The following is a 14,149-nucleotide window of genomic DNA, read 5'->3' on the forward strand; positions in this document are numbered from 1 at the left end:
TCACTGAACCGTGGACTTGTGAGGTTGTACGACGAAATCAGCGGGGCTGTGGAAAAGTTACGGTGACTGTGCGTGATCGGAGGCATCCTGGACGCATGACGGATCTCTCGGGCCTCGAGGCGGAGCTGCGTGGGGTCGTCCGGGGCGAGGTCGGCTTCGATGTCACCGCCCGGGCGCTCGTGACCATGGACGCGTCCAACTACCGGCGGGTCCCGGCGGGCGTGGTGGCCCCACGGGACGCCGAGGACGTGGCGGCGGTGCTGGAGGTGTGCCGGGCACGCGGAGTGCCGGTGGTGGCGCGCGGCGGGGGCACGTCGATCGCGGGGCAGGCGACCGGCACGGGAGTGGTGCTGGACTTCACCCGGCACATGAACGGCCTGCTGGAGCTGGACCCGGTCACCCGCACGGCCGTCGTCCAGCCGGGTCTGGTCCTCGACCGGCTCCAGGAGGCCGCCGCCCCGCACGGCCTGCGCTTCGGCCCCGACCCGTCCACCCACAGCCGCTGCACGCTCGGCGGAATGATCGGCAACAACTCCTGCGGCTCCCACTCGGTCGCCTGGGGGACGACCGCGGACAGCGTCCGGGAGCTGTCCGTCCTCACCGCGCGCGGTGGGCGGCTGCGGCTGGGCCGGGACTGGGCCGGAGCGCCGGACGGACTGCGCGCCCTGGTGGAGGGCGACCTGGCCCGCCTGCGCACCGGCTTCCCCGACCTGCCCCGCCGCATCTCCGGATACGCCCTGGACGCCCTGCTCCCCGAGAAGGGCGCCGACGTCGCCCGCTCCTTCTGCGGCTCCGAGGGCACCCTCGGCATCCTCACCGAGGCGGTCGTGGGGCTGGTGGAGGCCCCCCGCGCACGGGCCCTCGCGGTGCTGGCGTACGGCGACGAGTCCGGCGCCGCCGAGGCCGCCGCCGGACTCCTGCCTCTCGGTCCGCTCACCGTGGAGGGCATGGCCGCCGACCTGGTGCGCTCGCCGGCCGGGCTGCCCAAGGGCGGCGCCTGGCTCTTCGTGGAGACCGGCGGGGAGACACCGGCCGAGGCACGCGCGCATGCGGAGGCGATCGTCCGCGCGGCCGACGTCGTCGACTCCCTGGTGGTGACGGACCCGGCGGCCCAGCGGACCCTGTGGCGCATCCGCGAGGACGCTTCGGGCACCGCGACCCGCATGCCCGACGGTGGGGGTACCTCCCTGTCCGAGCGAAGCCGAGGACTTGGGGGAGAGGCCTGGCCCGGCTGGGAGGACTGCGCGGTACCGCCCGCCCGGCTCGGCCCCTACCTCAGGGACTTCCGGGCCCTGCTCGCCGACCACGGCCTGCGCGGCACTCCGTACGGCCACTTCGGCGACGGCTGCATCCACGTCCGCATAGACTTCGACCTGCTCACCGAGGCGGGCGTCGGCCGCTTCCGGCGCTTCTCCGAGGAGCTGGCCGACCTGGTCGTCACGCACGGCGGCTCACTGTCCGGGGAGCACGGCGACGGCCAGGCCCGCGCGGAGCTGCTGCCGCGGATGTACGGCGAGGAGACGGTACGGCTCTTCGAGCGGGCCAAGGCGGTCTGGGACCCCGACGACCTCCTCAACCCCGGCATGCTGGTCCGCCCGGCCCCGCTCGACACCAACCTCCGCTTCTCCGTCCTGCCCCGCCGCCCGGTGGACGTGGCCTTCGGCTACCCGGCCGACGGCGGTGACTTCGGCGCGGCCGTCCGCCGCTGCGTAGGCGTCGCCAAGTGCCGTACGACCACGGCCGCCGGGTCCGCCGTGATGTGCCCCTCCTTCCGGGTGACCGGCGAGGAGGAGCACTCCACCCGCGGGCGGGCCCGGCTGCTGCACGAGATGCTCGCGGGCGAACTGGTCACGACGGGCTGGCGCTCCACCGAGGTCCGGGACGCCCTGGACCTGTGCCTGTCCTGCAAGGGCTGCCGCTCGGACTGCCCGGTGGGTGTCGACATGGCCACCTACAAGGCCGAGTTCCTGCACCACCACTACGAGGGCCGACGCCGTCCCGCCGCCCACTACACGATGGGACGGCTGCCGGTGTGGCTGCGCTGGGTGGCACGGACCCGCACGGCCCCGCTGCTGAACAAGCTCGCGTCCGTGCGCCTGTCGGCCCGGACAGGCAAACGCCTGGGCGGAATCGCACCGGAACGGCAGATCCCGAGGATCGCGAAGGAGCCGTTCACCCACTGGTGGCGACGGCGGAAGCAGCGCACCGGGGGAGACCTGGTCGTCCTGTGGCCGGACACCTTCACCGAGCATCTCTCGCCCTCGGTCGGACAGGCGGCCGTCCGGGTGCTGGAGGCTGCCGGCCTCAGGGTGGTCCTGCCGCCGTCCCGCCCGCTCGGCGGCGGGGTCTGCTGCGGCCTGACCTATGTCTCCACCGGCCAGCTCGACCGGGCCCGCGCGGTGCTGCGCCGCACCCTCGACCTGATGGAACCGGTGCTGCGCCGCGGCGCCCCGGTCGTCGTCCTGGAGCCGAGCTGTGCGGCGGCCCTCCGCGGCGACCTCCCGGAACTCCTGCACGGCGACCCCCGAGCAGCCCGGCTCGCGTCGTCGGTCCTCACCTTCGCCGAGGCGCTCGAACGCCACGCCCCCGACTGGACGCCGCCCGCCGTCGACCGCCCGGTCGCCGGCCAGACCCACTGCCACCAGCACGCGGTCCTCGGCGACACCGCCGACCGCCGTCTGCGCGAGTCGGCGGGCCTGACCGGCGACCTGAGTGGCGGCTGCTGCGGACTGGCGGGCAACTTCGGCTTCGAGAAAGGACACTTCGAGGTGTCGAAGGCATGCGCGGAGGAGCAACTGCTGCCCTCGGTACGGGAAGCACCGCAGGGCACGGTGATCCTGGCGGACGGCTTCTCGTGCCGCACCCAGCTGGAGCAGCTGGCGGGGGTGCGGGGGCGCCATCTGGCGGAGGTGCTGGCGGAGGGCCTGGAGAAGCAGGAGAAGGAAACGGGGGGCGAGAAGTGACCGAGGAACACGGCCGGCTGGCCGTCCTCTCCGACATCCACGGGGTACTCCCCGCCCTGGAGGCGGTTCTGGCAGAGCCCGAAGTGGCCGCCGCCGACCGCATCGTCCTCACCGGGGACATCACGGCGGGCCCCCAGCCGGCCGAGGTGCTGGACCTGCTGCGGTCGCTCGGTGACCGGGTGCTGTGGGTCGGCGGGAACGCGGACCGGGAGCTGGTGGAGTACCGGCGGGGCGAGCGCACGGAAATCCCGGACCCCATCGGCCCGTTCGCGGCGCAGGCGCTCCGTGAGGATCAGGTGGACCTCCTCGCCACGCTGCCCGGAACCCTCACCCTGCGCGTCCGCGGCCTGGGCAAGGTGCTGTTCTGCCATGCCACCCCGCGCGACGACGAGGAGGTGGTGCTGGTGGACTCCCGCCCTGAGCGCTGGGCCGAGGTCTTCACCGGCCTCGACCCCGACATCGGCACGGTCGTCTGCGGGCACACCCACATGCCGTACGTCCGCCTGGCCCACGGTCGTCTGGTGGTCAACCCGGGCAGCATCGGCATGCCGTACGGGCGTCCCGGCGCCCACTGGTGCCTCCTGGGCCCCGGAGCCGACCTGCGTGTGACGTCGTACGACATACCGGGGGCGGTGGCCCGGCTCACCGGCGAGTGCGCGTACCCGGAGATCGCCGAGTGGGCCGACTTCTACCTGAACTCCCGTGTGACGGACACGGAGGCGCTGACGGCGTTCGGGCCGAGGGACGGCAGGGAAGCCTCAGAGGTTTCGTAGCTGCGGGTTCATAGGCTGACGCGAGGGTGAGGTGCTCGCAGCGGCCACCATGCTGATCGTCGGCGGTCACGTCTCCTGCTCGGGCTGCTCCGTTTCGAGGTGGGCGCGGGCGGCGAGGCGGTGGAGTACGTGGGGGAATGGGACTTCCCGCTCAACCGGCTGCTGCACAAGGCGCTCGGCGTCTACATGTCCCGGCGTTGAGCCCCGGCCCTCAAGGCTGCTCTCAGGTTCGTGGCGGGTTCATAAGAGAATTCTCAGGTTCGGGGGCGCTCCTCAGGAATCACCTAGGTACTCCCAGGTACTCACAGCGCCCCTTTGCCATTTTTGCCGTTCGGTGGCGCGGGCTGCGTGTAGGTTCTTCGACATCGGGTTCCGGACGCGGAATTCCCGGACCATAGAACTGCGAAACACTAGGAGTCGGAATGAGCTTCAAGAAGCTTGCCCCGCTGCCCCCGAAGCCCAAGTCGAAGCAGCTCCCGCCGCCGCCGAAGCCGAAGCCCCGGAAGCACGCCCCCAAGCCGCTGCCCAAGCCGCTGCCCGGCCGGGACCAGTGATCCGACGCTGAGCCGAAAGGGGTCGATGGTGCACCGTCGACCCCTTTTCGTCTTCATTATGGAAGGTGATTCGGAAAGGGATTCCGGTGACTGAAGAGAACGAAGAATTCGAGTACGAGACGCCTGACATTCCCGCCCGGACGGCATTCCGTCGTTTCTGGCCGCTGACAAAGGGGCTGAGGAAATGGCTGCTTCTCGTCTGGGTGTGCACGGTGCTCGCCGCGCTCGCCGAGACCGAGGCCATCCTGCTCTTCGGCGACCTCACCGACCACGCCTTGCAGAAGGGCTCGCTGGCCGCGTTCTGGAGTCCGGCCGTCAAGTGGCTGGGCGTCGCCGTGGTCGGCGCGCTGGTCGCGTACGCGGGCAACTCCCTTGCCGCGTGGGCGACCGAGCGCTTCGTGATGCGGCTGCGCGAGCACGTCTTCGACCATGTGCAGCAGCTGCCCCCGCACTTCTTCCAGCGCCACCGCCAGGGCGACCTGCTCTCCCGCCTGACCAGTGACGTCGAGGCGATCGAGACGATGGTCGTCTCCGGCCTGGTCGGCGCCGCCTCGGCCGCCTTCTCCGCCCTCTTCTACGCGGCCGCCGCGTTCTGGCTGCGCTGGGACCTGGCCGCCGCCACCTTCGTCCTCGCGCCCCTGTTCTGGCTGGCCGCCCGCCGCTTCTCCGGCTCCATCAAGGACGTTTCCCGCGAGGGCCGGGTCGCCGACGGCGCGATCACCTCCGTCGTCGAGGAATCCCTCGGCAACATCGTGCTGACCCAGGCCTACGGCCGCCGGGACGCCGAGCGCCGGCGGCTGGGCGAGGAGGCGAACGCCTGGTTCCGCGCCTCGGTCCGCTCCACCCGCCTCAACGAGGCCTACGAACAACTCGTCCAGGTCATCGAGACGGTCTGCGTGCTCGCCGTGATCGGCATCGGCGCCTGGGAGATCTCCACGGGCCGGATGACCCTCGGCCAGCTCCTCGCCTTCGCCGCGTTCCTCGGTTACCTGTACCCGCCCGTGCGGGGCCTGGCCCAGCTCGGTCTCACGGTCACCGCGGCCACGGCGGGCGCCGAGCGGCTGATCGAGATCCTGGACGTGCGGCCCTCGGTCACCGACCCCCGGCGGGGTACGGAGAGCGGCCGTCCGGACGGCACGATCGAGGTCCACGACGTCTCCTTCCGCTACCCGGGCGCCGACCGCACGGCCCTCGACGGCCTGTCCTTCGCGGTCAGCCCCGGCGAACTGGTGATCGTCACCGGCCCGAGCGGCGCCGGAAAGTCCACGGTCTCCAAGCTCCTGCTCCGCTTCTACGACCCGGACGCCGGCGAGGTCCTGCTGGACGGCGTCCCCCTGCGCGACTTCCCGCTGGCCCGGCTGCGTGAGTACGTCACCCTCCTCCCGCAGGAGACCCTGGTGCTGCACGACACGGTCCGCGCCAACATCGCCTGCGGCCGGCCCGGCGCCAGTGACCAGGCCATCCAGGAGGCGGCGCGGGCGGCCGACGCGCACGACTTCATCGTCCGGCTCCCCGACGGCTACGACACCAGGGTCGACCCCAACTCGGCCCGGCTGTCCGGCGGCCAGCTCCAGCGCCTGGCCATCGCCCGCGCGATCCTGCGCGACGCCCCGGTCCTGGTCCTGGACGAGCCGACCACCGGCCTGGACGCGATGGCCGCCCGCCGGGTGGTCAAGCCGCTGCGCCGCCTGATGACCGGCCGCACGACGATCATGATCACCCACGACCTCAACCTCGCCCCCGACGCCGACCGCATCCTCGTCGTGGACCGCGGCCGCATCGTCGAGACGGGCCGCCACGAGGAACTGCTCGCACGGGGCGGGGCCTACGCACGGCTGCACCGCTCGCAGAACAACGCGGTGATGGACACGGCCGAACTGCGACTGCCGCTGATCGAGGAGGCACAGCCGCCCGCGTCGGCGCCGGTGTACGAGTATGCGCCGGTCCAGCAGTACTCGTACGGCTACGGCTACGACCCGTACGCCGCCCAAACCGCACCGTGGTCCCAGCCTGCGCACGAGGGCCCCTGGTCCGGCATCTGACCCCCACGCATCTCAGCATCCAGGACAGCTACATAAAGGGTTCACACTCCTGACGGGGTCTATTACCCTGGACTCGGTAGTACATCGAGATGAACAAGATCAGATCCGAGCCAGCACCCAGGACCGCCCGTGAGCACCCCCAGCGCCACCGCACCCACGACGCAGCAAGCGCCCGCACCTTCGGGTGGCGCCCCGGGCCGTCTCGGCTCCCTCGGACCCGTCGGGCTGGTGCTGGCCGGCGGGATCTCGGTCCAGTTCGGCGGGGCGCTCGCGGTGACCCTGATGCCGAGGGCGGGCGCGCTCGGTGTCGTCACCCTGCGGCTTCTCGCGGCGGCCGTGGTCCTCCTGGTGGTCTGTCGGCCCCGGCTGCGCGGCCACTCGCGCACCGACTGGGGCACGGTGGTCGTCTTCGGCATCACCATGGGCGCGATGAACGGCCTCTTCTACGAGGCGGTCGCCCGCATCCCGCTGGGCCCCGCGGTCACCCTCGAAGTCCTCGGCCCGCTGGCCCTGTCCGTCCTGGCGTCCCGCCGTGCGATCAACGCGGTGTGGGCGGGCCTCGCCCTCGCGGGCGTCTTCCTGCTCGGCGGCGGAGGCTTCAGCGACCTCGACCCCACCGGTGTCGCCTTCGCCCTGGGCGCCGGCGCCATGTGGGCGGCCTACATCGTCTTCAGCGCCCGTACGGGCCGCCGCTTCCCGCAGGCGGACGGACTGGCCCTCGCGATGGCCGTGGCGGCCCTGCTCTTCCTGCCCCTGGGCATCGCCGAGGCGGGCACCCGCCTCCTCGACCCCACCACCGTCGCCCTCGGCTCGGCGGTGGCCCTGCTCTCCTCGGTGCTGCCCTACACCCTCGAACTCCTGGCCCTGCGCCGCCTGCCCGCCTCCACCTTCGCCATCCTGATGAGCCTGGAACCGGCCATCGCGGCCACGGCCGGCTTCCTGATCCTCGGCCAGGCCCTGTCCGCGGCGGAGGCCGCCGCGATCGCCCTGGTCATCGCGGCGAGCATCGGCGCGGTACGCACCCAGGTGGGCCGGGGGAAGGCCCGGGCGCAGACGCCGGAGGCCTGACACACGCTGCGCGGCCGGGCCCAGTTGCCCGGCCGCTCCCGGGTCGGGTCCAGCGCCCTGGGCGCTCCCGGGTCGGGTTCAGCCGCCTGGGTGCTCCCGGGCTGGGTTGAGCCGCCTGGCCACTCTCCTGCCGGGCTCGGTCACCTGGCTTCTTCCGTACCGTGCTCAGTCACCCGGCTTCTCCCGCACCGCGCTCAGCCGTCCGCCTTCTCCCACACGGACACGTGCTGCCGGCTCTCGCTCGTGAACGGCTCCCTGCTCCAGCCGTCCCAGCGCTCGCGCAGCCGCAGCCCCGCGATCCGGGCCATCAGATCCAGCTCCTCCGGCCACACGTACCGGAACGGAACGGACAGGTATGTGGCGTGGCCGTCCACCACCCGCACATGGTGCGAGCTCATCGACTGCGTCGCCACGTCGTACAGGTCGAAGCCCAGCCGCCCGTCCTCGACGCGGAACGGCACCGCGTTCTGCCCGGGCGGCAGCCGGCGCAGATCGGGCACCGTGACCTCGACGACGAAGCAGCCGCCGGGCTCGAGATGGTTCGCGGCGTTGCGGAAGCAGTCCACCTGGGCGTCCTGTGACGTCAGGTTCATGATCGTGTTGAAGACCAGGTAGGCGACGGAGAAGCCCCCGTCCACCCGCGTCGTCGCGAAGTCCCCGATCGTCACCCCGATCGCCGCACCGCCCGGCTTGTCCCGCAGCCGCTCCACCATCGCCCGGGACAGGTCGATGCCGTGCACCTCGACCCCGCGCCGCGCGAGCGGCAGCGCGATGCGTCCGGTGCCGATGCCGAGTTCCAGGGCCCGGCCGCCCTCACCCGTCAGCTCCGCCAGGAAGTCGACGGCCGGGTCCACGACCTCCGGGGCGAACATCTCCCCGGACGACTCGTCGTACCGCGCCGCGACCGCTTCTCCGAAGTAACCGTCTTCATCGAGCACGGGCGGACGGTACTGCGGCGGCTACCCGCCACGCGAGCGGTTATCCAGCGGGTGTCTCCCCGCCAACGGTCAGGGCTTGACCGACTCCACGAAGGCGGACCAGGCCGTGGTGGGGAAGAGGAGGGCGGGGCCGTGCTGCTGGGTTTTGGAGTCGCGGACGGCTATGTGGGGGGCGAGGTCGGCGACCTCGACGCATTCGCCGCCTGTGTCGCCACTGTACGAAGATTTACGCCATGCGGCGCCGCCAAGAGGGGCGCACTCGACGCAAGCGCCGCCGTTGTCACCGCTGTACGACGACTTACGCCACGCCGTGCCCGCCAGGTTCAGGGTCGTTCCCATACCGTTCCTCCATCACACGGGTGATGAGGGCTGCCGAGTCGTTGACGGAGAGGGCAGCCGCCTGTAGATGATCGTAACGGGCCGAACCCTCTTTGAGAGCTTCCGGATTGGCCGTCATGTGCCCCTGGACGAAGTCCTCGGTGTAGACGATGTCGGGGTCCTTCTCGAAGCGCAGAAGGTAGAACGAGCCCATCAACCCCGTGTGCGCCCCAGCCTCGAACGGCAGCACCTGGATGTCCAGCCACCTGCGCTTCTGTAGGTCCAGCAGGTGCGTAAGTTGTTCCCGCATGACCTCTCGGCCACCGATCTTCTGATGGAGCACCGCCTCGCTCAGCACCACCCACGCCACCGGTGGTCGATCGCGGTCCAGGATGCGCTGGCGGTCCAGACGGGCGGCCACCAAGCCGTCGACATTGCCGTTGTCCCGGGTGCCGAGTACCACACGTGCATACGCCTCCGTCTGGAGAAGCCCGTCGACCAACTGAGCCTGGAACGAGGAGATGTAGCTCGCCTTCGCCTCCATCTCCGCATACGGCTGAAACCAACTGGGCAACTGGCTCCGTAACACCAGCCCGACCAGCCTGGAGAACAACCCATCCGCCCCCAGCGCCGCATCCACCCGCTCGGAAAACTCCCGTTGCGGAACCCTCGCCGCCGTCTCGATCTGCCCGATCAAAGACCCCGTGCAGAAGACGATCGAGCCGAGTTGCGCCAGTGTCAGCCCCGCTGCCTCTCTCGCCCGGCGCAGCTCGTAGCCGTAGTAGTCCAACGGTGACGCACCCGGGTCGAGTTCGCGGCTTCGCACACTGACCACCTCCCTTTACTGAGGGTAGTGGTATGCATACGCATGGATATGGCGGTCGGGGAAACTTCGACCCCTGCAGGGTGGGGCGAACGCGGATGCGACGATTCCGCCCGGCGGTGGAACGACTGGGCGCGGTTCGCCGCCGCCCCCCCGGCGCTGCCCGCCGGCCACTACCTCGACCGGGCGTACCTCGACCCGGCCGGCTACCCCGAGCGGCGCGCCCGGGCCGAGTACACCGCCCAGCCGCTGATCCGGGCTGTCATCGAGGATCCGGAGCTCGAGGAACAGTTCACCTGCGACCCGATCGCCTTCTTCGGCCCCGACCGCGAGGCGTTCGCGGCCGACTGCGTCGCTGAGGTGCTGCCCACCACCGCCCTGCTCGCACCGGACGGCCGGTGGGTCGAGTACGGCGGACCGGACTGCCGCCGGTGGTTCAACGCCTACCTCGACGCCCTGCCGCCCGAGACGATGGTGGTCAGGGTGCTGTGCCACTCGTAGGCACCGCCGCCGTATGTCGGCTTGAGGCAGCCGGCCACGGCTCCGGCACAAATTAATGCAAGCACGCTTGATTGTTTCTGCCCCCGCTGCCATGCTCCCCTCCATGGCCGACCCGACGCCCGTCATCGACGACCTGCGTGCCGAGAGCGATGAACTCGACTTGCTCGTAGCCGAGTTGAGCCCCGACCGCTGGGGTCTCTCCACTCCCGCGCCCGGCTGGACCGTCGCCCACCAGATCGCACACCTCGCCTGGACCGACCGTTCGGCGCTGCTGGCCGTCACCGATGCCGACGCCTTCCAGGCGCTGGTCGAGAAGGCGCTCGTCCGTCCCGACTCGTTCGTCGACGAAGGGGCGGAGGAGGGCGCTCAGCTCCCGACCGCAGAGCTGCTGTCGACGTGGCGCGAGGGGCGCGCCGCCCTCGACCGGGCCCTGCGCGCCGCACCGCCCGGCGCCCGTTTCCCCTGGTACGGCCCACCCATGTCCGCCGCCTCCATGGCCACCGCCCGGCTCATGGAGACCTGGGCCCACGCACTGGACGTCGCCGACGCCCTGGGTGTGGTGCTCCCACCGTCCGACCGGCTCCGGCATGTGGCCAGGCTCGGGGTGCGGACCCGTGACTTCGCCTTCGGGGTGCACGGAGTGACCCCGCCGGCCGAGGAGTTCCGTGTCGAACTGACCGCGCCCTCCGGCGCCCTGTGGACCTACGGCCCCGAAGACGCCCCGCAACGCGTCACCGGCCCCGCCCTCGACTTCTGCCTCCTGGTCACCCAGCGTGCGAACCGTGCCGACCTCGCCCTCCGTGCCGAGGGGCCGGACGCCGACCGCTGGCTCGACATCGCGCAGGCCTTCGCGGGCCCGCCCGGCACCGGGCGCCCCCCGAAGGAGGGCAGCCGGTGAACCCGTTGCGCATCGGCAACTTCTCCGGCTTCTACGGCGACCGCGCCGGCGCCCTGCGCGAGATGCTCACCGGCGGCGAGGTCGACGTCCTCACCGGCGACTATCTCGCCGAGCTGACCATGCTGATCCTCGGTCGGGACCGGCTGAAGGACCCGGCCGCCGGGTACGCCCGTACCTTCCTGCGGCAACTGGAGGACTGCCTCGGCCTCGCCCACGAGCGCGGGGTGCGGATCGTCACCAACGCGGGCGGTCTGAATCCGGCCGGACTCGCCGCCGCTGTACGTCAGTTGGCCGACCGGCTCGGTATCCCGGTGCAGGTCGCCCACGTCGAGGGTGACGACCTGACCGCCGGGTATTCCGGCGCCCTCGCCGCCCATGCCTATCTCGGCGGGTTCGGTATCGCCGAGTGCCTGCGGGCCGGTGCCGACGTCGTGATCACCGGGCGGGTGACCGACGCGGCGCTCGTCACCGGGCCCGCCGCCGCCCACTTCGGCTGGCAGCCGGGGGAGTACGACCGCCTCGCCGGGGCCGTCGTCGCCGGGCATGTGCTGGAGTGCGGGACGCAGGCGACCGGCGGGAACTACTCCTTCTTCCGCGAGAGTGACGTACGCCGTCCCGGCTTCCCGCTCGCCGAGATCCACGCGGACGGCAGCAGTGTCATCACCAAGCACCCCGGCACCGGCGGCTTCGTGGACGTCGGCACGGTCACCGCGCAACTGCTCTACGAGACCGGCGGCGCCCGGTACCTCGGCCCCGACGTCACCACCCGGCTGGACACCGTACGGCTGAGCCAGGACGGGCCGGACCGGGTGCGGATCGAGGGCGTGCACGGGGAGGCGCCCCCGCCGACGCTCAAGGCCGGGCTCAACCGGCTCGGCGGCTTCCGCAACGAGGTCGTCTTCGTGCTCACCGGGCTCGACATCGAGGTCAAAGCGGATCTGGTGCGGGAGCAGCTGGGCGACGCGCTCGCCAAGTCGCCGCCCAAGGAGGTCCGTTGGGACCTCGTCCGTACCGACCGGGCCGACGCCGACACCGAGGAGACGGCCAGCGCGCTGCTGCGGCTCGTCGTACGGGACCCGGACCAGCAGGTCGTCGGGCGTGCGCTGAGCGGAGCCGCCATCGAGCTGGCGCTGGCCAGCTACCCCGGGTTCCATGTGCTGGCGCCACCTGGAAAGGGCGCACCGTATGGGGTCTTCGAGGATGTGTACGTCCCCCATGGTGCCGTCGACCATGTGGCGGTCCTCCATGACGGGCGCCGAGTGGCCGTGGCACCGGCCCAGGACACGCTCATGACCGACGACCCGGCCCAGCCGCCGCTTCCCGAGCAGCTCCCGCCCGGGCCCGTCCGCCGCGCCCCGCTCGGCCTCGTCGCCGGGGCCCGCAGCGGGGACAAGGGCGGGAACGCCAACGTGGGGGTGTGGGCGCGGTCGGAGGAGGCCTGGCGGTGGCTCGTCCACGAGCTGACCGTGGACAGGTTCCGGCAGCTGATCCCCGAGAGCGAGGAGCTGCCCGTCACCCGGCACACGCTCCCGAACCTCCGCGCCCTCAACTTCGTCGTGACCGGCATCCTCGGTGCCGGCGTCGCCGCCCAGCACCGCTTCGACCCGCAGGCCAAGGCCCTCGGCGAATGGCTGCGCTCCCGCCACCTGGACATCCCGGAGGCCCTGTTGTGACCGTTCTCGAGACGGCCCTGGACACCCAGCACCCCGACTACCGGGCCAACCGCGAGGCCATGCTCGCCAAGCTCGCCGGCCTGGAGGCCGAGCACGCCAAGGCGCTCGCGGGCGGCGGTGAGAAGTACGTCCAGCGGCACCGGAAGCGGGGCAAGCTGCTCGCCCGCGAACGCATCGAGCTGCTCCTCGACCCCGACACGCCCTTCCTGGAGCTGTCCCCGCTGGCCGCCTGGGGGAGTGACTACACGGTCGGTGCCTCCCTGGTCATCGGGATCGGCGTGGTCGAGGGCGTGGAGTGCCTGATCACCGCCAACGACCCGACCGTGCGCGGCGGCGCCAGCAACCCCTGGAGCCTGAAGAAGGCCCTGCGCGCCAACGACATAGCGCTCGCCAACCGGCTGCCCTGCATCAGCCTGGTGGAGTCCGGCGGTGCCGATCTGCCGTCCCAGAAGGAGATCTTCATTCCGGGCGGTGCCATCTTCCGGGACCTGACCCGGCTGTCCGCCGCCGGCATCCCGACCGTCGCCGTCGTCTTCGGCAACTCCACCGCCGGCGGGGCGTACGTCCCCGGCATGTCCGACCACGTGATCATGGTCAAGGAACGGGCGAAGGTGTTCCTCGGCGGGCCGCCGCTGGTGAAGATGGCGACCGGCGAGGAGAGCGACGACGAGTCGCTCGGCGGTGCCGAGATGCACGCGCGCGTGTCGGGCCTCGCCGACTACTTCGCCGTGGACGAGCAGGACGCCCTGCGCCAGGCCCGCCGGGTCGTCGCCCGCCTCAACCACCGCAAGGCGCACGTCGATCCGGGCCCGGCGGCCCCGCCCAAGTACGACGAGGACGAACTGCTCGGCATCGTCCCCGGCGACCTGAAGATCCCCTTCGACCCGCGCGAGGTCATCGCCCGCCTGGTCGACGCCTCCGACTTCGACGAGTTCAAGCCGCTGTACGGGACGAGCCTCGCGACCGGCTGGGCAAGCCTGCACGGCTATCCGGTCGGCATCCTGGCGAACGCCCAGGGCGTCCTGTTCAGCGCGGAGTCGCAGAAGGCCGCCCAGTTCATCCAGCTCGCCAACCAGCGCGACATCCCGCTCCTGTTCCTCCACAACACCACCGGCTACATGGTCGGCAGGGAGTACGAGCAGGGCGGGATCATCAAGCACGGCGCGATGATGATCAACGCGGTGAGCAACAGCAGGGTCCCGCATCTGTCGGTGCTGATGGGCGCGTCGTACGGCGCCGGCCACTACGGCATGTGCGGGCGGGCCTACGACCCCCGCTTCCTGTTCGCCTGGCCCAGCGCCAAGTCGGCCGTCATGGGCCCGCAGCAGCTCGCGGGCGTGCTGTCGATCGTCGCCCGGCAGTCGGCGGCGGCGAAGGGGCAGCCCTACGACGAGGACGCGGACGCGGCCCTGCGCGCCATGGTGGAGCAGCAGATCGAGTCCGAGTCGCTGCCGATGTTCCTGTCCGGGCGGTTGTACGACGACGGCGTCATCGACCCGCGCGACACCCGCACCGTCCTCGGCCTGTGCCTGTCCGCGATCCACACCGCCCCCTACGAGGGCGCGCGCGGCGGCTTCGGCGTCTTCCGGATGTGAGGC

Annotated in this window: 12 protein-coding genes and 1 pseudogene; 10 read left to right on the forward strand and 3 right to left on the reverse strand. The window is 71.5% G+C overall.

All coding sequences use genetic code 11. From position 1 onward, the window contains the following. Nucleotides 1-95: 95 nt before the first annotated feature. The 6 genes and pseudogenes from ACIRVH_RS24880 (at nucleotide 96) to ACIRVH_RS24905 (ending at nucleotide 7,400) form a co-directional block, all read left to right on the forward strand. Nucleotides 96-2,963, forward strand: coding sequence for an FAD-binding and (Fe-S)-binding domain-containing protein (locus tag ACIRVH_RS24880; protein ID WP_403956787.1), 2,868 nt, complete (start codon nucleotides 96-98; stop codon nucleotides 2,961-2,963). Further along, on the forward strand, nucleotides 2,960-3,736 hold the full coding sequence (locus ACIRVH_RS24885; RefSeq protein ID WP_403956789.1) for a metallophosphoesterase family protein: 777 nt from the start codon (nucleotides 2,960-2,962) through the stop codon (nucleotides 3,734-3,736). The genes ACIRVH_RS24880 and ACIRVH_RS24885 overlap by 4 nt, the downstream gene beginning before the upstream one ends. Nucleotides 3,737-3,811: 75 nt before the next feature. Next, nucleotides 3,812-3,937, forward strand: a pseudogene (locus tag ACIRVH_RS24890) (peptidoglycan bridge formation protein FemAB); the annotation flags it as partial. Nucleotides 3,938-4,158: 221 nt separating this feature from the next. After that, nucleotides 4,159-4,290 (forward strand): hypothetical protein, encoded by a 132-nt coding sequence (locus ACIRVH_RS24895; RefSeq protein ID WP_403956791.1) that lies wholly within the window; start codon nucleotides 4,159-4,161, stop codon nucleotides 4,288-4,290. A gap of 86 nt (nucleotides 4,291-4,376) precedes the next feature. Continuing rightward, nucleotides 4,377-6,332 carry an ABC transporter ATP-binding protein gene (locus ACIRVH_RS24900; protein ID WP_403956792.1) on the forward strand — a complete coding sequence of 652 codons (1,956 nt, stop codon included), beginning with the start codon at nucleotides 4,377-4,379 and terminating at the stop codon, nucleotides 6,330-6,332. Nucleotides 6,333-6,461: 129 nt separating this feature from the next. Further along, entirely contained in the window at nucleotides 6,462-7,400 is a 939-nt protein-coding gene (locus tag ACIRVH_RS24905) for an EamA family transporter (protein ID WP_403956794.1), read from the forward strand. Nucleotides 7,401-7,594: 194 nt separating this feature from the next. On the opposite strand, the gene ACIRVH_RS24910 is transcribed toward ACIRVH_RS24905, so the two are convergent. The 3 genes from ACIRVH_RS24910 to ACIRVH_RS24920 form a co-directional block, all read right to left on the reverse strand. Further along, on the reverse strand, nucleotides 7,595-8,338 hold the full coding sequence (locus ACIRVH_RS24910) for a class I SAM-dependent DNA methyltransferase (RefSeq protein ID WP_403956796.1): 744 nt from the start codon (nucleotides 8,336-8,338) through the stop codon (nucleotides 7,595-7,597). 69 nt (nucleotides 8,339-8,407) lie between these two features. Continuing rightward, a complete protein-coding gene (locus ACIRVH_RS24915) occupies nucleotides 8,408-8,677 on the reverse strand; it encodes a DUF397 domain-containing protein (protein ID WP_403956797.1) in 270 nt (89 codons plus the stop codon). After that, nucleotides 8,637-9,446: a helix-turn-helix domain-containing protein gene (locus ACIRVH_RS24920; protein WP_403956799.1), complete on the reverse strand. Its 810-nt coding sequence runs from the start codon at nucleotides 9,444-9,446 to the stop codon at nucleotides 8,637-8,639. Before ACIRVH_RS24920 ends, ACIRVH_RS24915 begins: the two co-directional genes overlap by 41 nt. Before the next feature lie 78 nt (nucleotides 9,447-9,524). Here ACIRVH_RS24920 and ACIRVH_RS24925 point away from each other — a divergent pair, with 78 nt between their 5' ends. From ACIRVH_RS24925 to ACIRVH_RS24940, 4 genes are all read left to right on the forward strand, one after another. Continuing rightward, nucleotides 9,525-9,980, forward strand: coding sequence for a hypothetical protein (locus ACIRVH_RS24925; RefSeq protein WP_403956801.1), 456 nt, complete (start codon nucleotides 9,525-9,527; stop codon nucleotides 9,978-9,980). Nucleotides 9,981-10,083: 103 nt separating this feature from the next. Continuing rightward, nucleotides 10,084-10,878, forward strand: a complete 795-nt coding sequence (locus ACIRVH_RS24930) for a TIGR03084 family metal-binding protein (protein ID WP_403956803.1) — start codon at nucleotides 10,084-10,086, stop codon at nucleotides 10,876-10,878. After that, the gene (locus tag ACIRVH_RS24935; RefSeq protein ID WP_403956804.1) at nucleotides 10,875-12,551 is read left to right on the forward strand and encodes an acyclic terpene utilization AtuA family protein; all 1,677 of its coding nucleotides are present in this window, start codon (nucleotides 10,875-10,877) and stop codon (nucleotides 12,549-12,551) included. The genes ACIRVH_RS24930 and ACIRVH_RS24935 overlap by 4 nt, the downstream gene beginning before the upstream one ends. Continuing rightward, nucleotides 12,548-14,146, forward strand: coding sequence for an acyl-CoA carboxylase subunit beta (locus ACIRVH_RS24940; RefSeq protein WP_403956806.1), 1,599 nt, complete (start codon nucleotides 12,548-12,550; stop codon nucleotides 14,144-14,146). The genes ACIRVH_RS24935 and ACIRVH_RS24940 overlap by 4 nt, the downstream gene beginning before the upstream one ends. Nucleotides 14,147-14,149: the final 3 nt, after the last annotated feature.

It is taken from the genome of Streptomyces sp. NPDC101165 (genome assembly GCF_044768135.1).
Taxonomy (GTDB): domain Bacteria; phylum Actinomycetota; class Actinomycetes; order Streptomycetales; family Streptomycetaceae; genus Streptomyces.

Bases quoted from the DNA above. Each gene is read 5' to 3' on its own strand.
- ACIRVH_RS24880 (WP_403956787.1), top strand. From the start codon at position 96: ATGACGGATCTCTCGGGCCTCGAGGCGGAGCTGCGTGGGGTCGTCCGG.
- ACIRVH_RS24895 (WP_403956791.1), top strand. From the start codon at position 4,159: ATGAGCTTCAAGAAGCTTGCCCCGCTGCCCCCGAAGCCCAAGTCGAAG.
- ACIRVH_RS24915 (WP_403956797.1), bottom strand. From the start codon at position 8,677: ATGGGAACGACCCTGAACCTGGCGGGCACGGCGTGGCGTAAGTCGTCG.
- ACIRVH_RS24925 (WP_403956801.1), top strand. From the start codon at position 9,525: ATGGATATGGCGGTCGGGGAAACTTCGACCCCTGCAGGGTGGGGCGAA.
- ACIRVH_RS24930 (WP_403956803.1), top strand. From the start codon at position 10,084: ATGGCCGACCCGACGCCCGTCATCGACGACCTGCGTGCCGAGAGCGAT.